Below are 20,076 nucleotides of genomic sequence, written 5' to 3' on the forward strand. Positions count from 1 at the left end.
GAGCTTATCAAGGTACTAAAAGGGCTTACGGTAGAAGAACGGCAGGTATTGCTGAAAGCCGATCTCCCGGAAATTCAAAATAGCCTCGGTACCGCCGACAAACAGCACGCCGCCCGGCTTGAGGGCTGCCAAAAACCGCCGGTACAGGGCATCCTTGGCCTCTTCCGTGAAATAAATAACCACATTGCGGCAGAGTATCAAATCAAAACCCGAATCGAACTTATCCAAGAGCAGATTGTGTCGCTTAAACTCCACACGGGATTTAATGTCATTGCTGATCACATACTGACCATTTTCCTGTTTGAAATGCTTGCTGGCCCGGCTTTGGGAAATATTCTTAAATTCATTGCTGGTATAGATACCCTTCTGTGCTTTCGCCAGAATTTCCACATCCAGATCGCTTGCCAGAATCCGGTGTCTGCTATTGGGCGTCATATCGGCCAGAATCATCGCCAGCGAATAAGGCTCAGCCCCAATAGAGCAGCCGGCACTCCAGATATTCAGCTTCGGGCTTTTCGCCAATAGCTCGGGCAGAACTTTGCTCTCGAGTTCGCTGAACTTTTCCGGCGTCCGGAAAAACTCGGTGACGTTGATGGTCAGGTAGTCGATAAAATCCTTATATAGCACCGGATTGCGGTCAATGAGAGCAAAAAAATCCATATAGGTATGTACGCCGTGGCGGGTCATCAAATTGCCAATCCGCCGCTGCATTTGAGCCGGTTTATAATCGTTCAGGTTAATGCCCGACTTGCTGTTCAATTTTTGCTTAAAGCTCTCCCAGTCTTTCTCGTCCATGTACACGACCCCCAAATTTTCTTATAGTCTGCTTCATATCCGGTTATCCGACCTGTAGCGAAGACCGCCCCGCCTGCTGTTATGCGATATAATCCTTTTAATTATTCGACATAATCCTTGATAATCCTACTAAAAAATACCGGTACGCTACAGCACCGGTATTTTTTCCTATTGCTCAGTCTTAGTTGTACCCCGGCTCTATACCTGGAATTTGCTGACTGAATCCCTAAGCTCCGTGGCCAGATTAGCCAGGCTCTGGCTGGAAGAAGCAATTTCCTCCATGGAAGCCGACTGCTCCTCGCTGGCAGCCGATACAGTCTGAGCCTCGCCGGCCGTCTTCCGGCTCAGGTTCTCGATCTGACTGACCGACTCCACGATTTGCTGGCTGCCCTGAGTCAACTGCCCGATGGCTACCGAGAATCCTTCCACCTGACCGGAAACCTGATTGATCAGCGCAACAATCTCCCGGAAAGCCTGACCGGCGGCATCAACAACCTCAGCTCCCAGCTTGACCTCTTTCGTGCCATTATTCATCGCCGTCACAGCCTCATCCGTTTCCGTCTGAATGCTATTGATCAAAGCGGCAATCTGCTCGGTCGCCAGTTGCGACTGCTCGGCCAGTTTGCGCACCTCTTCCGCCACTACGGCAAAGCCACGGCCCTGCTCACCGGCCCGCGCCGCCTCAATAGCGGCATTGAGCGCCAGCAAATTAGTCTGCCCGGCAATACCGGAGATGGTAGCCACAATTTGCCCGATTTCCTTTGACCGTTCACCCAGCTCGGTTACCAGCCGGGCCGAACCGGTAACGGTCTCTTCAATTTGATTCATCTGTTCAATAGCCCGGCTAACCGCCGCGTCGCCGTCATTGGCCTGGCTGGCAGCCTGGGCCGACTGGGCGGCAACGGTAACGGTATCTTCCGCCAGCTTTTGGATATGGTCCGACATTTGTTCGACCACCTGGACGGTTTCCCGGACCGCTGTCATTTGCTCGCTCGAACCGGCCGCCACCGTGGTAATCGAATCGGCCACCTGGTTAACCGCCAGTGCCGACTGTCCGGCACCGGCCGTCAGTTGCTCGCTGGAAGCGGCCAGTTGATCCGACTGAGAGTGAATTTTCATCACTAAGGCCCGTAGATTATCCCGCATCTGCCGGAACCCTTGCGCCAACTGTCCAATTTCGTCCTCGGTCCTGACTCTAGCCTCCCGGTCGCGCAAATCACCCTGGGCCAGCAAGAGACATTCATCACGGATAATCGCAATCGGTCTGGCCAACTGCCTGGCGATGAGTACAATGAACGAGCCAACCACCAGCAGCGAGATAATCGAGATGATCAGCATGGCTTTCGCCAGCGCTGCCGATTGCCGGGTAGCTTCCACCTCCGGCGCCGCTACCGTCACCACCCAGCGCTGCTCGCCCGGCAAATCAACCGGTGTGGTCACCGCTATCCTGGTCACGCCATCCACAAAGGAATATACTCCACGCGCCTGTTTTCCTTCGTCGGCAGCCGCCTTAAACAGTTGAATCAACCGGTCATCCAGTTCATCCTGCTGCAGCTTTAACTCAGAATTAATCTTTTTCTCCCGCAGGCTAAGCTTGCCTGCCAGATCAGGCCGTTTCGGATGGGCAATAATAAGTCCTGAATCGTCACTAATCTGCCCGTAACCCGAGTCCAGAAAAGTCAGATCCTTAATCTTGGCGGTCAGCCGCTCCACCGAAACCGTCCCCACCAATACACCGGTAAGCTGATTATTATAAATCACCGGTACAGCCAGCACCACCGACAGTTTTCCGGTTGTCTTGGAGACCAGCGGGTCCGACACCGCCGCGTCCTGGCTGGCTTTTACCTTTCTAAAATAATCCCGCTCGCCATAATTGGCTGTGTTTCCTTCACTGTTAATCCCCGTGCCGTCCGGGAAAATGAACACTACGGCATCAAAAGCCCCCAACCGGTTTTTAGCCTCAGCCATGGCCGCCACGATCTGTCCCTTGTCCGCCCCTGACCGGACACGCTGCACACTGGCCAGGTCGGCCAATTGCGCCATCATCAGGCGGACATCGCCCTGAATCTGATTGGCATAATCGGTGCCTACCGCCTTGGCAGTTTGATCAACACTGTCACGCAAGGCACCGGCGGACAGATAGTAACTGACACCGGCCAGGATGCTCAGTCCCACCAATACTAATGGCAACAACATGATCAATAATCGGTTTTGCATATTTTTTACTTTCATAGCTCTCAAATCTCCCCTGCTTTCATCTATTCAAATAAAAATGGACAGCCGGTCTGCTATCCATTCAACGACCTCAACAGCAACCTGGCAGTTATAGCAGCAAATAGTCCTGACCTACGCTTTATGTCCTTACTTTTCAATGCCGCTGCCAAATATGTTGTCATCAATCGACACTATTTCCTCTACGCTTCCGGACTGTCATCCAACAGCGCCACAACGTCCAGTTGTTTCTCTTCTGCCAAATCCACCACACTGCCGCAGTCCAGCCTTACTACCGGCCTGATGCGCAGCAGATCATTAAGCCAGACAATTTTAGCCCTGTTTCCGTCACTCAACAATACCGAACTACCCAAAAGAAAGCGGCGTAAGTTGGACAGGAAAGTGATACAGATTCGGGGGTCCAGCTTGCCCTGCATATCCTGCAGGATATTGTCCACTACCGTAAACGGACGTAATCTTTGCCGGTATACCCGCTGCGAACTCATGGCATCATAAATATCGGCCAGAGCCACAATCTTAGCATATATGTGAATTTCCTTGCCCGCCAGCGCCACCGGATAGCCGCTGCCATCCTCCCGTTCATGGTGCTGCAGAGCGGCCAGCCGTACCTCCTCGCGAAGCTCCGGGCACCTTGACAAAAGGTCATAGCCATGGGCCGGATGGGTTTTAATAATCCGCATCTCCTCATCAGTAAGTCGGCCCGGCTTATCCAGTATATCCTGGGAAATCAGCAATTTACCCACATCATGGAGGAGTCCGGCCAGAATGATATCCTTCAGCTCCTGCCCCTTAAACCCAAGCCACTTTCCTAAAACGCCCGACAAAATGGCCACATTCAGTGAATGCTGAAAGGTATACTCGTTATGGGCCTTTACCCGGTACAGCCGGTCGACCACGCCGACCACGTTGACAAGCAGTTCAATATAACTGTCCACCAGTTCCCGGCATTCGGCAACAGGCACCTCATTAAACGTCCGCACCCGTTCAAAAGTCCGCGTAATCATGCGCAGCGTATCCTCGTAAAAAGAAAAAAAGCGACGCTGAACAGAACGGATTTTATAGGGCATAACCACTACCGCATAAGGCACCTGCCATTTAATGAGGTTTTGGATGAAGCCCTCCGTCAATAATGTGCCCTGTTCCAGCAAAACCTGCCCGGTCTCGGAGACAACCGCCTGCGCCACAATCATCCCCGGTTTCAGTTCTTCCGTTTTTACTCTGTATTGATTAGAAAACACGACACCCTCCACACAAGACCTACTCCGGTCAGATGCCTGCAGATTGAAACAGCGAGCCGCCGGCGTGCCCCGCTAACCCGTCATCTACATTACTTATATGGTATGGCAAAATTATGTACTACGTATTTCTCCGGTATATTATAAAATCCTCGCAACGACTACAAAATATTCGATAAAAATATTATTTTGTCGAACAATGCAAAAAAACTCTCCCCACCGGCAGGCGACCCGCGCTACAAGCGGCCTGCCTACTGACAATGGGAAGAGCTTTTCAGGTCTTTACAGTTATTTCAATACGTCGTTCAACGGGGTGTAAGGCAGCTGCAGCGCCTCAGCCACAGCCTGATAGGTCAGCTTACCGTCAATCACGTTAACGCCCTTTGCCAGCCCGGCATCATCTTTGACAGCCTGAACATAGCCTTTGTTGGCGATCTGCAGAGCGTAATTCAAGGTGGAATTGGTTAATGCCAGCGTCGAGGTACGGGCAACCGCTCCCGGCATATTGGCTACCGAATAATGGACTACGCCATATTTTGTATAGGTCGGTTCGCTATGCGTCGTAACGCGGTCAATCGTTTCCACCGAGCCACCTTGGTCAATAGCTACATCAACAATAACCGAGCCCGGTTCCATTGATTTTACCATGGCCTCGGTCACCAGTTTCGGTGTCTTCGCCCCAGGCAGCAATACAGCACCGATCAGGAGATCGGCTTTTTGCACCCAGTGAGCGATATTATAACTGTTGGACATAACCGTAACAATCCGTCCGCCAAAAATGTCGTCCAAATAACCCAGCCGCTCCACCGAACGGTCTATTACTGTTACCCTGGCTCCCATGCCTACAGCAATTTTAGCGGCATTGGTGCCGACGATACCACCGCCGACAATGACTACCTGGGCCGATGCTACACCGGGAACGCCGCCTAGCAGGACGCCCTTGCCAGAGTTCGGCTTTTCCAGAAACTGAGCGCCAATTTGCACAGCCATACGGCCGGCAATTTCACTCATGGGAGACAAGAGGGGCAAAGAATTATTGTGGCCTACAATCGTTTCATAAGCGATCCCCACTACCTTTTTATCCAGCAACGCTTTGGTCAGTTCCGGTTCCGGCGCCAAATGCAGGTAGGTAAAGAGAATTTGCCCCGCATGGAACAAATCGTATTCCGACGGTTGCGGCTCTTTTACTTTAATAATCATTTCCGCTTTATCAAACAGTCCCTTTTTGTCGGCCAGTATGGTACCGCCCGCCTTTTGGTAACTTTCGTCGGAAAAGCCGCTGCCTACACCAGCCGATTTTTCCACAAGTACAACATGCCCCGACTTACAGAGCGCCTCGGTTCCCGCCGGCGTCAGGCCGACGCGATTTTCATTATTTTTGATTTCTTTTACCACACCAATAATCATTGCTATCTCCCCCAACTGAATGTGCAAAGTAATGGAACGTTCTTATATTATGCATGATTCATGCCAACTTTATAAAAAACAATAAAAAATAAAATACTTTTTTATCACCCTTACTAACAGCATCCCTTTCATGGACAAAAAAGAAACTCACCAGCCAAAAGCTTGATGAGTTTCCCTATTTTGGTTACTTTTAATTCCATATCAGGTATGATTCGTTTCCTTTGGAAACTTATGTTTCCATTTAGTGTCTCATCCGATGGAAAGATGTAGTATGGCACCGAGAATTTTTGCCGTCAGGCGAGACGGAGGAGACGCGCATATCGGCTATATGCAAGTCGACGACAACGAAGACTGACGGCAAAAGGGGCCGGTGGTCTGCTGCAGATTTCTGTCGGATGAGACACTAGTCCCGAATGTAGATTCTAGGGACTCGTTTGCTGACCATACAGACTACTTCATAATTAATCGTCCCCATATGGCGGGCCACTTCGTCGGCCGGCAGTTCTGCACCGCCAAACAGCAGCACCTCATCGCCGCCGCGGGCTTCGGGAATATGGGTAACATCAATCATGCACTGATCCATACATACACGGCCGACCAATGGTGCCCGCCGGCCCCTTACCAGTACACTGGCCTTACCGGCCATCAGACGGCTCCAGCCGTCGGCATAGCCCACAGGCAAAGTGGCAATCACACTGGGCTTGTCCGTCACAAAGGTACAGCCATAGCTGATAGGCGTACCGGGCGGTACTTCCTTGCTATGACTGATTCGTGCCTTTAGCTTCATCGCCGGTTCAAGCAAAAAAGAAGGCTGTACTTCCGCCGAAGGCAACAGGCCGTACAGAATAATGCCGGGTCGGACCATATCCAGTTGCATATCCGGCAAATCCAAAACAGCGGCACTATTGGCGATATGCCGGAGCGGCACCGCAATGCCAGCCTCCTGGATCGTCTGAAGCGCCGCCGTAAAGAGTGCATACTGGCGGTGGGCATAGTTCTTGTCCTGGCTGTCAGCAGCCGCCAAATGCGAAAATACCCCTTCCAGCTCAAGGCCCGGACAGTCCTTAACCAACCGGGCAAAATCCGCCGCGTCCTCCGGCCGGATGCCAATGCGTCCCATGCCTGTATCTATCTTTATATGGACCTTGGCCAGCTTGCCGCTGTGAGTAGCCGCCCTGGACAAAGCCCTGACCATATCCTCGTTATAGACTGTCTGAGTAATCTGATAAGCGACGAGCAGTTGTGCCTGCTCCGGCGGCGTATAACCCAGAATTAAAAGCGGCGCCGTCACGCCGGCCTGCCGCAATTCAATGGCCTCACTTAAAAGCGCTACCGCCAGATAATCGGCCCCCTCCCGCAGGGCCAGCCTGGCCACTTCCACCGCGCCATGGCCATAGCCATCGGCTTTTACCACAGCACAAAATTTAGTCTTAGGCTGTAGCAACGCCTTTATATTCCTGATATTGTTCTCTATAGCCGACATATTGATTTCAGCCCATACCGGCCGAGTCAGCATACGAATCCCTCCTCCGGCGCAACCTCAGTTCGTCATAGCTGAAACTGCCGCCCTTTGTTCTTTTTCATTTTACTCCGTTCGTACGCTACAATCAACCTATCCAAATGGGCGCTTAATTCATTTACTTCCGGGTCTGCGAAATTGCCTCGCTTAGCAATTACCAGCTCATGCAGCCTGGAACGCTCCTTCTCGATTAATTGCTGCTGTTTTATCAGGTCAAACATTCATTTCTTCCTTTCCCCTTGCTTTGCGCCCTTCACTGCCCTCCGGAGCCTCCGCTAAGACAGTTTGACGTACCTTCTACTTCTCCGAGCACGATTTCTCTCCGGTTCTCTCGCCGGAAATGGCAGACAGCATTTGATTTTTTTCTCTAATATAGAATCCGCTGCCTCTGCTTCCATAATATACCTCATTATAACTTGTGCCTTGGCACTGTTCAATAGCAAATTTTGTCCAATACCCCTTTGTTTTTCGACGGCCAAAAGGACGAAAAAGTCCGGCAAATACCATGAATCAGACTTAATCCGGCCCGGCAATATAACAAAAAAAGCCGGAGTTATTACCAGTACTGGCACTATTTAACGTTGGACTTGCGGCATAAGGCTGCTCATTTTGGTTGATAATAACCTTACTACGAAATCAAGGAGGTGATTATCAATGTCAAGAAGCAACAAACCTGTAAACGCCGCTGCGGAAAACGCTTTAGATCGCATGAAGCTGGAAATAGCTTCTGAACTGGGCATCGCCGACCGCGTCCGCTCGCAGGGCTGGTCGACCATGACCTCTGCCGACTGCGGCCGTGTAGGCGGACATATGGTCCGCAAGATGATCGAACAATATGAATCCTCGATGGGCGGCGCCAGCACTGGCAGCACCAGCGGTACGCTGACTGCTCAGTACGACGCGAACAACAAGGCTTAATCCTCTCCCCATACAAACAAGGCGGCTAATAACCGCCTTGTTATGGTTTTCCCGCCGGCTTACTATGTAGCCGGCTATTTATTTGACAAAAAAGCAAGGGCACCGGCAAGTCGGCCGGGCCCTTATCTTTTGCGCCTTAGCAGCGTAAGCATATCCGGCCGTTCTCTGGTATTTAAGAGGTTGGCCGCCGTTAGCCCTCCCTTACGGGCAACCGCCACACCGTAAATGACAGAATCCAGCTCGGCCACCCCATGGGCATCGGGATTGACCGACAAAAGAACTCCTTTTTCCCTGGCCACCCGGCACCAGGTCCAGTCTAAATCCAACCGGTAGGGACTGGCGTTAATTTCAATGATGGTCCCTGTATCCGCCGCTGTCTGAATGATCTCCGTCATATCCAAGGGATACTCCTCGCGGGCCAGCAGGATGCGTCCGGTAGGATGCCCCAGCATGGTGACATAGCGATTTTGCATAGCCTTTTTCAATCGCTTGGTTTTCTCCGCCTCGCTTTGGCGAAACGCCGAATGCACCGAAGCAATAACAAAATCAAACTGAGCCAGTATATCGTCGGGATAATCCAGCGAACCGTCCGGCAAAATATCGCTTTCAATTCCCGCCAGAATCAGGCAGTCCGGCCGGTTGGCATTAAGCCGCTCGATTTCCTGACGCTGTGCCCGTATCTGCTCCAGCGAAAGACCACCGGCATACACGGCCGTCCGGCTATGGTCGGTTATCCCGATATAAGACCAGCCCCGCGTCGCCGCAGCCTCGCCCATAGCGGCCAAGCTGGCCGTACCGTCCGAGTAGGTGGTATGCATATGAAAGGCGCCGCGCAGATCGCCAGGCTGTACCAACACCGGCAGGCGCTGCTGCGCCGCCAGAGCGATTTCCCCCTGGCCTTCTCTCAGCTCCGGCTCCGGGTAACTCAGGCCCAGCTTCCGGTATATATCCTCTTCAGCCGCCAGCGGCACCGCCTTCCCGTCGGCATTCACCAGCCGGCCGTCGGCCAGAGTCCATTCCTGTTCACCTGCCAGGCGTCTGAGCTCCGCCACATGCTGGTCATTGCCGGTAAAAAGACATAGAGCCGCCGGAAAATCCTCCAACGCGGCTACCCGGACAAGCAGCGAAATTCCAACCGACAATACAGCTTGAAAACAGCTTGTTTCCGGGCTTGTTACCTGCTCCACACCGGGCATGGCGGTCAAAATGCCCTCCAGCGTGGCTAGCCCGGCCGCATCGGCCTGTACTACAATGACGATTTCCCGCACGGTTGGGCAGCGCCGCCGGACAGCGCCGGCTACCCGGGCGGCCGTCAGCCCGTCCTGCTCCAGCAAATAAGCGGCTATGCGTTCCGCCAAAGGCCACGCCTCAGCCAGCAATAAACTTCCCTGGAATTTTTTCATATATTCAATCCCCCGCAGTACGGCCTGCTGTGTTTTCTCGCCAAACCCGTTCAGGGCGATCAGCCGGTTTTCCCGACAGGCATATTCCAGCTCGCCGATGGAGTCGACGCCGAGAGCCGCGTGAACGGCCATTGCCTTTTTCGGTCCCAGCCCCGGAATCTTGACCAATTCCAGCAAGGACGGCGCCACAGTCGACTTAAGCTGCCGGTATTCTTCAATTGTTCCGGTTTCGGCATATTCCGCAATATGCCGGGCAATAGCCCGGCCAATTCCTTTGATTGTTTCCAGCTTGCCGCTCCGGTACAATTCATCCAAATCCTCCGTTGATTTGCCAATTGCCCGGGCGGCGCCCTGATAGGCCCGTACTTTAAAAGTATTTTCTCCGGCAAGTTCCAATAGCAGCGCCATAGTTGCCAGCAACTCCGCCAGTTTCTGTCTGTCCATCGCCATCACCTTGCCTCAAATGTCACGGTTATTTCACTGCCGGAGTTGACCGGCGTCTGCGGCACAATACTTTGGCTCACCGCCACCCCGCTTCCCACCGGCAACATGGCCAGCCCGAGCCTGTCCAGAATTTCCGCCGCCTCCCGCACCGTTTTACCGGACAAGTCAGGCATCGCCACCGTCCCTGTCGCCGACGCCGCCACAGCCGGCGCTGCGGGCGGCGGCGTTTGGGCCGGCAATGCGGCAGTATTGGTCGTGGGCAGTGCATTGGTCGAAGGAGGAATATTCAAATACCGCATAATCTGGGAAGCGATCTCGCTAAACACCGGAGCTGCAATTTCGCCGCCATAATACATGCCGTCAGGGTCGTCAATGACGATCAAAACGCTGATTTGCGGATCTTCCACCGGCCCGAAGCCTACGAAGGAGGCAATGTAATGGCCGGCTTCATAGCCACCGCTCTTTTCATTCAACTTTTCCGCCGTACCCGTTTTGCCGGCAAAGCGATAGCCGGGAACGAACGCATTTTTCCCGCCGCCTTCGGACACGACCTTTTCCATCAGGCCCGCCAGCGTATGAGCTGTATCGGATCGAATTACCTGCCGGACGACATCGGTCGGGGTCGCGCTGAACACACTGCCGTCAGCATTCAGCATTTCTTTTACAATATGCGGCTTTAGCAATACACCGTCATTGGCAATGGCCGATACGGCGGTAATAAGCTGCAGCGGCGTTACGGCAATACTCTGCCCGATCGACATAGTCGCCAGATCGGAATCCCTCATCTCGTGAGGATCAAACAAAATACCGCTTTCCTCCCCTTCCAGCTCAATGCCGGTTGTTTTGCCAAACCCGAAATTCCGTACATAATCATTGAGCTTAACGGCGCCAACCCGCATCCCGACCTGAACAAAGCCGGTGTTGATCGATTGCTTTATTATATCGGTAAACGAGATATTTCCGTAGCTTTCACCGCTCCAGTTGCGAATACGCCGGCCGGAAACCTCAACAAAACCGGTATCGACAAACCGTTCCTCCGGCGATACAAGCCCTTCCTGTAAGGCCGCGGCGGCAACAACGCTTTTAAAGGTGGAGCCTGGTTCATAAATAATTGAAATGGCCCGGTTTTTCCATTCCTTTTCGCTGTACTGGCCAAAATAATTGGGGTTATACCCCGGACGGCTGGCCATAGCCAGCACTTCCCCGGTGCGGGGGTTCATCACAATTGCCGTAGCCGCGCTGGCTTTGGTTGCGCTCATCACCTTATCCAGGCTTTGCTCCACAATAAATTGAATAGTGCTGTCCAAGGTCAGCTTAACGCTTTTGCCTTCCTTGCGGGGCAGAAAATTAAAGATAGACTTAAAAATAGGAGTGCCATGACTGTCCGTCTCAATCGTAGCTTCCGACAGCTTGCCTTTGATCACTTTATCCAAAGCAAGTTCCATGCCCTCCAAGCCGACGTCGTCGGTTCCGACAAAACCAAGCACATGGGCCGCCAAGGTATCGTTAGGATAGTAACGCTTGCTTTCCTCGATGAAACCTAAACCTTTTATATTATTCTTTTCAATCAATTCCGCCACTTTCTGAGAAACATCGGCATCCAGCATGCGCTTTAACCAGACGAAATGCCCCTCCCGCCCCAGCGCTTCCTGCAAGACACCCACATTCATGCCTAATACCGGCGCCAGAACAGCAGCAACCGACTCCTTATCCGGTTTCAGCATGCCCGGATCGGCATAAAGGGATTTTGTCAGACAGCTCAGCGCCAGTTCCCGTCCGTTGCGGTCATAGATTGTACCGCGCGGCGATTGCAACACTTTATTGTCGATCAGTTGGTGCTGTACCTTCAAAGCAAGATTTTTGCCGTCGACAAACTGAATCCAGGCAATTCGCCCAATCAGACCGGTAACGGCCAACAGCAGCAGAGTAAACAATATTGCCATGCGGCGCTGCACCCGCGGTGCCGCAGTTTGTATCGGTTGACGTATGCTCATGTATTTTCAAGCCTTTCTTGGAAGTATTCGCAGACTATGATTATATATACTATATGAAAGCTGTCTTTACCTGCCGGATACCGTCAAACAGCAGCGAAATGCAACGGAAGAAATAAAGAGGACGCAGCGGCGCGTCCTCTTTATCTTCTTCCAAAACCTTATTTTTTCAGCCATTTCCGTCTTTGCAGAAACTCGGCCAGCCAAGGACCGACATAGGGCAAAATACGAATATCCTGTTCCACCAGACCGCCGGTCAGGATTAATACAACCCCGTATATCAGACTGCCGGCCACGATAGCGGCAGCGGTGGCGATAAATACGCCGCCGGCTGCCAGCAGGCCAAAAACAGCGTAAATCACGCCACCCATGGCGACACCGGCAACCAGCATTTTACCTGTTTCCACAAGATCAATACTAAAGCCGGTATAACGTTTTACAAAATAAATATTCAGTATGGCAGCCACCGCATAATCGGCTACCGTTCCCCAGGCAGCACCGACGATACCCCACCAGGGAAGCGCCACCAGAATCCAGTTAATCAGCACTTTCACCAGCAGGGAAATCACCATATTAATCAACGGGATGCTGGTATGGCTTAAGCCCTGCAAAATACCGGTCGAAACCTGCTGCATGCCCAGAAAAAATATGCCGATGACCATGACGGCGACGGTAGTCCCCGCCTCCGGCGCTCCATAAAAAATCTGCGACACCGGTGTCGCCAGAATACTAAGCCCGATACAGGCAGGAATGGTAATTAAATTGGAAATGCGCATAGCTGTGGCCACTCGTTGATAAGACATCTGCCGGTCCCCCAGGGCGGCGGCTTCTGAGATGGCCGGCACCAGGCTTAAGGCGAGGGAAGCCGTCAAAATGGTGGCCATATTGACCAGCGGCAGCGCCATGCCGGTCAGGTAGCCGTATAATTCGGTCGCCCGTTCGACGGAAAACCCGGCCGTCTCCAGACGAAGCGGCACGATGAGCAAATCTAAAATAGCTACCACGGGCAGCAGCATCTGGGCCAGCGAAACCGGAATAGATAGCTTGACAATCCGCTGGATAATGCTGCGTTTAGTCTCCTGAACGGTACAAGCCACCTGATCCTTCAACTTTTCCTGGTATCTTTTCTTGAGTTGCCAGTAATAGGCCAGCAGTACCCCCAGGGCGAATACGGCACCAGGCGCGGCACCAAAGGTGGCACCTGCTGCCGCGTATTCCAGTCCCTGCGGCAGCAGCATGCTGGCAAAGGCTATCATCGTCACTACCCGCACCAGTTGCTCCACGATCTGCGACACAGCCGTAGGAGTCATAAACTGCCAGCCCTGAAAATAACCCCGAAAGCTGGAAAGCAGGGTCACAAAAAACACAGCCGGAGCCAAGGCAATCAGCGAATGATAGGCCCGGGCGTCCCGTACAAAATGTGTATCAATCAGCCAGCCAGCGCCAAAGTACATCAGCAGGCTCATAATCAGACCGGTGATAGCCATAACGGACAGCGAAACGGTAAATACCCGTTTCGCTCCTTTAAAGTCATTGTTAGCCAGCTTTTCTGCCGTAACGATGGAGATAGCTACCGGGAAACCGGCCGACGATACGGTAAAAGCCAGTACATAAATAGGAAAAGCCAGTTGATAAATTCCAATCCCTTCCGCGCTTAGCACCCGTGACAAAATCATCCAGTTTAGCGCACCGGTCACCTTGACAATGGCGCCGCCAATGGTCAAAACCAGTGTCCCTTTCAAAAACGCATTGCTCATCTATCCTATGTCTCCGTTCCACTTTTTCTGACATTTCTTCAAATAATCATGATTACATCTGCGGCATAGCCATAGTATCCTCAATCTGCGGAAAAATCACCCGTCAGCACTAAACTTTTGTCAGGATATAATCAAACCGCACTAACCGTGCGCCAATACTTACATTTTACCTTGTTCCACTCATTTTTTAAACCATTATCTTTGTACTAACCTCCAGCAACCTGAAAATAAATTGTAAAAACCGTCCCCTTGCCCGGCGAAGATTCCACCTCAATCGTCCCTTCGTGACGGTCTACAATATTTTTGCAGACAGCCAGCCCCAGACCGGTCCCCTCCGCTTTGGTCGTAAAAAACGGATCAAACACTTTGTCGAGAATATCCTGGGGAATTCCACAGCCCGTATCAGCAATGGACAGCCGGATTCTGCCGCCTTCCCGGCCGGTCCGGATCAGCAGGTTTCCCCGGCCGGTCATGGCTTCAATTGCGTTGCGGGTCAGGTTTAAAATCAACTGTTTTGTTTCCTTGCTGTCCAAATAGGCCTGAGGCAATTGGTCGGCCAATTCCACCTGAAGGTCAATGCCCTGCTTGATAGTATCAGCAAAAATGAGCGGATATAGCCCCTGGATAATATCATTGAGGCTGTACCGCCCCATTTCGAGTTCCCTGTCCCGCGCCAGCGACAGGAAATCGGAAATAATGTCGTTAACCCGTTTCAATTCGTCCATAATCAGAGCAAACTTACTCTTTGAACGTTCCTCCGCCTTTTGCGCCATCATCTGAACAAATCCCATTACTACTGTCATGGGGTTGCGAATTTCATGGGCCACGCCGGCCGCCATTTGCGATACGAGCTGCAGCCGGTCCAGGCGGCTGATCTCCCGGCCCAGCTTTTCCTTGGTTGCCACTTCAGTCTGAACTGCTGTCTGCAATTGAACCAGCCGTTCAAACAGCGGTATCAGCGCAGGATATTCCCGCAGCCGCGCCGGCAATGCGTCGAACTGCCGCCACTCCTCCACCAGTTGGCCCAGACCGTTTTCCATTCTTCTAAATAACTGCCATAGCAAGATCATCGCTAAAAACCAGCAAACAAAAAATACCGCCAACCGCCCCGCCGTCGGCCACATCACTGCGGCATCCCAAGGCCGCGACTTGCAATTGACCCACACATGGCCCCGTACATGGCCTAGCGTCACCGGATAAGTCAACAGCAGTTGCTCCTTCCCATCCCAGGTGAAATCGTTTTCTATATATGGCATGCTGACGCGCTGCAGCTCGAAATCCTGCAGTGGGTCAACCAGCACCGTTCTTCCCAGCAAACTGCAGTTAAAAGGCGCCACAGCCACAACCTGGAGATCCTCCAGATAAAACCCCAGAGAATAAAGCGGATATTCTTCGGCAAATTCATTCAGCACCGGCTGCAGGACCGCATTGATCCGGGCCCGTTTCTGCCGTTTCGAAAAGCCGTCCGTCAAAATCCCCTGGTTGTCCAGCCCTTCCAGCACCGGCAAAAGCCTGCCTTCCAGCATGGCGGCAATTTTTAATAATTCCCGCTCTTTCTTTGTTGCATCAAGCTGTCGCTGATCGTTCAAGTGAACTAAAGCAAAGAAAAGAAATCCAACAGTCATTACCACTGCGATCACAAGACAGGCACGCTTATGAACTGCTATCGGCATCAATAGGAGTTCCCCCTTTTTCCGCTAGAAAACATAACCCTATAAATAATAAAGCGTCATGTGCGCTCCGATGATCTCCATGTGCTGATTTATCTCCACGCTACTGCCCGACTCCGCGATTTTGAGAATACAAATTAAAAATTTCATTCGCCAAGCAAATCCACAGTCCTGCACCACATCGATATTTTCCTCATAACTTCCATGAGTTTGTTAAAAGCTCATCATTACACCACTTTACGATCAGCAATGATAAATACCTAATAAAAGCTTTGCCTTAAAAGGCAAAGCTTTTATCAGATGACCTGTATGCAAATATAGATATCCCAGACAAGCACTTATACAGAGCTTAGTTTGTGACAGACGGCTTTTGCGCGGCAGATTTGGACAGAACATCCTTAAAACTGCCCGATGGTTTTCTTTTCCCCGCCATGGCATTTTGCCGGCGGTCATTATCACGATATTGCAGGTCAATCCTTTGAACAGGTTGTATCGCCATAACTCTGGTAATCATATTTTCGCCCTCCTTGGCTCATATAATACCTTCTATTATATATATCGTGATGAACCGTCCGGATATTAAGACGATACTGATTTTTTGGCAAAAATCAGTCAGCAATAATTCAGGAAAGCTATTTATGTATTTTAGAATTTATGATACCATTAACAAGATACCTTCTTCAACATCTTACTGCCAAGAAAGGACTATCCTGATTTATGGGTTTGTTAAGTATTTTTTCTTTTGCTTTTTCTTTCTTTATTCTTTGGAACACCGTAATTGACATATTTTTACCGGCTTCTGCCGGCGAAGTATTCGCTGAGGAGGAGGATGCCGAATTCGCGACCAGCGAAAGCGAGCTCCTGTCCCTCCTATTGTCGGCCGTGATGAATCTCGGCTGGATGGGCTACGTTTACTACACGGTACATACACCACTGTCGGGCCTTTTATATTCGATAGCGCCGCTTTTTTTCATCGCCGAAATGTTCCTGCTGATCAAAGCTTCCGATCAGGTGCTTGAACAATCCGGTGATTTTATCGCCGCCGGCATGTTCTTTTTGCAAGTCTATTTTTCCTTGCTCTATCTTGCTTATTGTCTTGATATGCTGGGGAGCTTTTTTTACGGAGCCGCCCATTCCTGGTTACAGTGACCCGCTGATTTAATGGACCTGCCAGGCTGACAAGGAAGTAAATCACAGGAATAGCAGTCCTATTCCAGGTTTTGCTGACACAGCCAGAGGAAAAAGATCCGCCAGAATGCAGTGCGAATAAATCAGTGGTTCCCTAAGAATAAAAAGGGAGGTTTTCTTGGCTGTTTTGCCAAGAAAACCTCCCTTTTTTATTCTTTATCGTCCCGTAAAGCCATTGCTACATGATGGTGCGGACCGGCCCAGGGAAGACGATCTCCGTCGTTCAGGCTGAACCAGCGGGCGTTGTCCGGCAGCTCCGACGCCGTGGACAGCAGGCGGCAGCGATAAAAGGTCAAATGCCATTGACGGTGGCTAAAGGTATGAACCACTTGCCTTTCTGCCTCCAATACCCGGACCTCCAGAAGAAATACCGACTGCAGCCAGTCCCGCAGTTGATCCGCTTCCGTCAATGCGTCCCTAAGCTCTAACGACGGAAACTCCCACATGCCGGCCAGTAAGCCGGAGACCGGGCGCTGACAGATCAGATAGCGACCGTCCTGTTCCAGCAGCGCGGCGGCCAGACTGACCTTAACCGGCGCTTTTTTAGGGGACCGCACAGGCAACACCTCCTGCACGCCCCGTTCCCGGGCCAAGCACAGATTCCGGAGCGGGCATTCCGGACAGCGGGGCCGCTGCGGCACGCAGATCATGGCTCCCAGATCCATCAATGCCTGATTAAAGTCCCCCGGCCTATCCTTGTCTATTTGCTCCTGCACCAGACGGTGAACTGCCCGCTTGGCCGGAGCCTTTAAAATATCCTCTTCCAAACAGAACAACCGGCTGAAAATCCGCATAACATTGCCATCTACCGCCGGGACACGGCGATTATAGGCAATGCTTAAAATTGCGCCGGCCGTATAATCACCAACACCCGGTAAAGCCCGAACCTGTTCCCCCTCTTCCGGCATGCTGCCGCCATATGCGGCGCAAACTTCCCGGACACCAGCCAGCAAGTTTCTGGCCCGGCTGTAATAGCCCAAGCCCTGCCAATAGGTCAGCACCTCCTGCTCCGAGGCCCGGGCCAGTTCTCCGGGGTTGGGAAAGCGGGTAATCCAGCGTTTGTAATAGTCTTTAACCGCTTCCACCCGGGTTTGCTGCAACATAATTTCCGACACCCATATTTTATAGGGGTCCTTGTCCCGCCGCCATGGCAAATCACGGGCATTTTTATCGTACCAGTCAAGCAGCAGGGCCGCAATCTTCATACCTGTTCTCCTTTGTGCTGTACACTTTATGTTACGTATTATACCATAATACCCTGCTTCGCCTGAATATATGGAACATCTTGCAGTCTTTTTCCAACTCCCGTTGTTGTCGTCGCCTTTATATATCCGATATGAGCGGCCCCTTCGCCTTGCGGAACAAAAAATCCAGAAATATTTTTTTATTTTTTCGTACAATGTATAATTCATCCAAAATAGCGCAATAATAGTAGTGCATGAAGATTTTCTAAACTTTCTCCTCTCCCACTTTACAAGCCGGTCGCTTCGATCGGCTTGCTTTTTTTATGTTGGGAGTGTGGCAACGAGTATTCATTCCCTAGAAAGCCCGGGGCAGCGTGACAATAAAGGAAGCCCCTTGGCCTGGCCGGCTTTTTACCGTAATTGTCCCGCCATGAGCTTCAGTAATCCATTTGGCGATCGACAGTCCCAGACCGCTGCCGCCCATCTCCCGGGACCGTTCCTTATCCATCCGGTAAAACCGTTCAAAAATCATCGCCTGCTCACTCTCAGGAATACCGGGACCATTATCGCTTACTCTCAATATCACCTCATCCGCCTTAGCAGCCCGCTCCAGATTGATCATCACCCGGCCGCCGGCGGGCACATATTTTATTCCGTTATCCATTAGGATCAGCAATAATTGATTAATGCGTTCTTTATCGGCAAAAACAAGTAATGAAGTTTCGGCGGAGCTAAAATCAATTTTTATAGTCTTCTCCACTGCCAGGTGCTGCATAGTCCTGACGGCCTGCTTCACCAGTGGCACCAAGTCAAAGTTTTCCTTAAAAAGGTTGATTACTGCGGCATCAGCCCTGGCCAAGGTCAGCAAGTCACTGATCAGCCTAGTCATTCGCCTGATTTCGTCCTTCATATCGGCCAACACCTGCCGTACAAAACCCTGTTCCTCATTTTGCTGCTCCGCCTGAACCGCCTCCACCGAAGCCATCAGTACGCTGAGCGGCGTCCTTAGTTCGTGCGAGGCATCAGCCACAAAATCCCGCTGCCGCTCATAGGATTTTTTTATAGGAATCATCGCCCGGCCGGCCATGATATAGCCGCCGGCCGAGGCAACCAGCAAAAACACCAGGGAAGCCAGTGCCAAAATATACAGCAGCGTCTGTAAAAGCTGATAATACTGACTGCTGTCACGACCGACATACACCGTACCTAGCTGTTCCTCCCCATGCATGACCGGCAGGGCAACCAGCATCAGCAGCAAATCCTTATCGGTATCCGGCAAATCCACCGGCAGCCGCACCACTTCGCCCATTGGCGCATTCCAGTGAGCAATTTTGTCGAGCACAATATCTTCAATGTTAGCATTAGGCTTTTCCGCTGTAATCATCTTGCCTTTATTATCAAACGCATAGGCAAACATTCGGCCCATATCCCGGTTCTCCTGATCCTGAAAGGCCTGTTGCAGTAAATCACCATGCATCATCACAGCAGCGTGTTCTCGGGCCTCCTCCTCGGCAAACAGCAGCACTTCATCCTTCTCGTTTGAATACACCACCCACGACAAGCCAAAATAAGTGCTCACCACAAAGGCCAGTAAGAAAAAACCCATAAAACCGGAATACAAAAAAGTGAGCCGCCATCTGATCTTGGTGAACATCTACGCTTCCTCCAATTTATAGCCGATCCCCCGCACTGTTTGGAGTAAGCCGTTGCTGCCGCTGGGATCAATTTTTTTGCGCAACAGACGAACATAGGCGTCCAAATTATTGGACGTAACCTCCGCCTCCAAGCCCCATACGCGGTCAAGAATCAGTTCTCTGGGCACAACCTGTCCCTTATTTTGCAGCAGCATGTCCAGAATCTGAAACTCCCGGCCGGAAAGCTGAGTCTTACTCCCGTCAGCCTGGCGCAGTACCCGGCTGGTCCGTTCCAGAGCCAGCCCGCCAAACTCAACGACATCCTCTTTTAGTTGATGAGAACTACGCCGGCAAAGCGCCCGCAGGCGCGCCAGCAATTCGGAAAACTCGAAGGGTTTCACCAAGTAATCATCGGCGCCGGTATCCAGGCCAAGCACCCGGTCTTCCACCGCGTCCTTGGCGGTTAACAGCAAGATGGCCTGATGATAACCCGTCTGCCGCAACTCTTCACAAACCGCCAAGCCCGTTCGTCCCGGCATCATCCAATCCAATATAATGACATCATAAGGCGAATATGCCGCGTACTCAAGCGCCATATCACCCCTAACCACCCAATCTACCGTCATTCCCTCTTTTTGCAGCATGTGCTGAATCAAATTCCCCAACCGCCGGTCGTCTTCCGCCAACAAAATGTGCATA

At 51.7% G+C, this 20,076-nt stretch carries 16 protein-coding genes; 2 read left to right on the forward strand and 14 right to left on the reverse strand.

Annotated features, from left to right (window positions below; all coding sequences use genetic code 11):
* Positions 1-15: 15 nt before the first annotated feature.
* The 6 genes from F3H20_RS06770 to F3H20_RS06795 all read right to left on the reverse strand — a co-directional run bounded on the left by F3H20_RS06770 (position 16) and on the right by F3H20_RS06795 (position 7,409).
* Entirely contained in the window at positions 16-795 is a 780-nt protein-coding gene (locus F3H20_RS06770; RefSeq protein WP_149734187.1) for a CheR family methyltransferase, read from the reverse strand.
* 198 nt (positions 796-993) lie between these two features.
* On the reverse strand, positions 994-3,027 hold the full coding sequence (locus F3H20_RS06775) for a methyl-accepting chemotaxis protein (protein WP_149734188.1): 2,034 nt from the start codon (positions 3,025-3,027) through the stop codon (positions 994-996).
* A 182-nt stretch (positions 3,028-3,209) separates the two neighbouring features.
* The gene (locus F3H20_RS06780; protein WP_149734189.1) at positions 3,210-4,265 is read right to left on the reverse strand and encodes an HD-GYP domain-containing protein; all 1,056 of its coding nucleotides are present in this window, start codon (positions 4,263-4,265) and stop codon (positions 3,210-3,212) included.
* Positions 4,266-4,550: 285 nt separating this feature from the next.
* Positions 4,551-5,669: an alanine dehydrogenase gene (ald, locus tag F3H20_RS06785; protein WP_149734190.1), complete on the reverse strand. Its 1,119-nt coding sequence runs from the start codon at positions 5,667-5,669 to the stop codon at positions 4,551-4,553.
* Between the two features lie 403 nt (positions 5,670-6,072).
* The gene (gene alr, locus F3H20_RS06790; protein ID WP_149734191.1) at positions 6,073-7,185 is read right to left on the reverse strand and encodes an alanine racemase; all 1,113 of its coding nucleotides are present in this window, start codon (positions 7,183-7,185) and stop codon (positions 6,073-6,075) included.
* Between the two features lie 32 nt (positions 7,186-7,217).
* On the reverse strand, positions 7,218-7,409 hold the full coding sequence (locus tag F3H20_RS06795) for an aspartyl-phosphate phosphatase Spo0E family protein (protein WP_149734192.1): 192 nt from the start codon (positions 7,407-7,409) through the stop codon (positions 7,218-7,220).
* 433 nt (positions 7,410-7,842) lie between these two features.
* Here F3H20_RS06795 and F3H20_RS06800 point away from each other — a divergent pair, with 433 nt between their 5' ends.
* Entirely contained in the window at positions 7,843-8,106 is a 264-nt protein-coding gene (locus F3H20_RS06800) for an alpha/beta-type small acid-soluble spore protein (RefSeq protein WP_149734193.1), read from the forward strand.
* Positions 8,107-8,228: 122 nt separating this feature from the next.
* Here the strand turns inward: F3H20_RS06800 and polX are convergent, their stop codons facing one another.
* The 5 genes from polX to F3H20_RS19850 all read right to left on the reverse strand — a co-directional run bounded on the left by polX (position 8,229) and on the right by F3H20_RS19850 (position 15,885).
* Positions 8,229-9,953, reverse strand: a complete 1,725-nt coding sequence (gene polX / locus F3H20_RS06805; RefSeq protein WP_188128223.1) for a DNA polymerase/3'-5' exonuclease PolX — start codon at positions 9,951-9,953, stop codon at positions 8,229-8,231.
* A 5-nt stretch (positions 9,954-9,958) separates the two neighbouring features.
* Positions 9,959-11,896, reverse strand: coding sequence for a penicillin-binding protein (locus F3H20_RS06810; protein ID WP_223191659.1), 1,938 nt, complete (start codon positions 11,894-11,896; stop codon positions 9,959-9,961).
* Positions 11,897-12,105: 209 nt separating this feature from the next.
* A complete protein-coding gene (locus F3H20_RS06815) occupies positions 12,106-13,701 on the reverse strand; it encodes a putative polysaccharide biosynthesis protein (protein WP_149734196.1) in 1,596 nt (531 codons plus the stop codon).
* Positions 13,702-13,907: 206 nt separating this feature from the next.
* Positions 13,908-15,374, reverse strand: coding sequence for a two-component system sensor histidine kinase NtrB (locus F3H20_RS06820; RefSeq protein WP_223191663.1), 1,467 nt, complete (start codon positions 15,372-15,374; stop codon positions 13,908-13,910).
* Between the two features lie 346 nt (positions 15,375-15,720).
* The gene (locus F3H20_RS19850) at positions 15,721-15,885 is read right to left on the reverse strand and encodes a hypothetical protein (RefSeq protein ID WP_188128224.1); all 165 of its coding nucleotides are present in this window, start codon (positions 15,883-15,885) and stop codon (positions 15,721-15,723) included.
* Positions 15,886-16,088: 203 nt separating this feature from the next.
* On the opposite strand from F3H20_RS19850, the gene F3H20_RS06825 reads away from it, so the two are divergent.
* Positions 16,089-16,520 carry a hypothetical protein gene (locus tag F3H20_RS06825; RefSeq protein ID WP_149734198.1) on the forward strand — a complete coding sequence of 144 codons (432 nt, stop codon included), beginning with the start codon at positions 16,089-16,091 and terminating at the stop codon, positions 16,518-16,520.
* Positions 16,521-16,708: 188 nt separating this feature from the next.
* On the opposite strand, the gene mutY is transcribed toward F3H20_RS06825, so the two are convergent.
* The 3 genes from mutY to F3H20_RS06840 form a co-directional block, all read right to left on the reverse strand.
* Complete coding sequence (mutY, locus tag F3H20_RS06830) at positions 16,709-17,764, reverse strand: A/G-specific adenine glycosylase (protein WP_188128225.1); 1,056 nt, start codon at positions 17,762-17,764, stop codon at positions 16,709-16,711.
* A gap of 334 nt (positions 17,765-18,098) precedes the next feature.
* Positions 18,099-19,397 carry a sensor histidine kinase gene (locus F3H20_RS06835; protein ID WP_149734200.1) on the reverse strand — a complete coding sequence of 433 codons (1,299 nt, stop codon included), beginning with the start codon at positions 19,395-19,397 and terminating at the stop codon, positions 18,099-18,101.
* Positions 19,398-20,075, reverse strand: coding sequence for a response regulator transcription factor (locus F3H20_RS06840; RefSeq protein ID WP_149734201.1), 678 nt, complete (start codon positions 20,073-20,075; stop codon positions 19,398-19,400).
* Position 20,076: the final 1 nt, after the last annotated feature.

It is taken from the genome of Propionispora hippei DSM 15287, from assembly GCF_900141835.1.
Classification (GTDB): domain Bacteria; phylum Bacillota; class Negativicutes; order Propionisporales; family Propionisporaceae; genus Propionispora; species Propionispora hippei.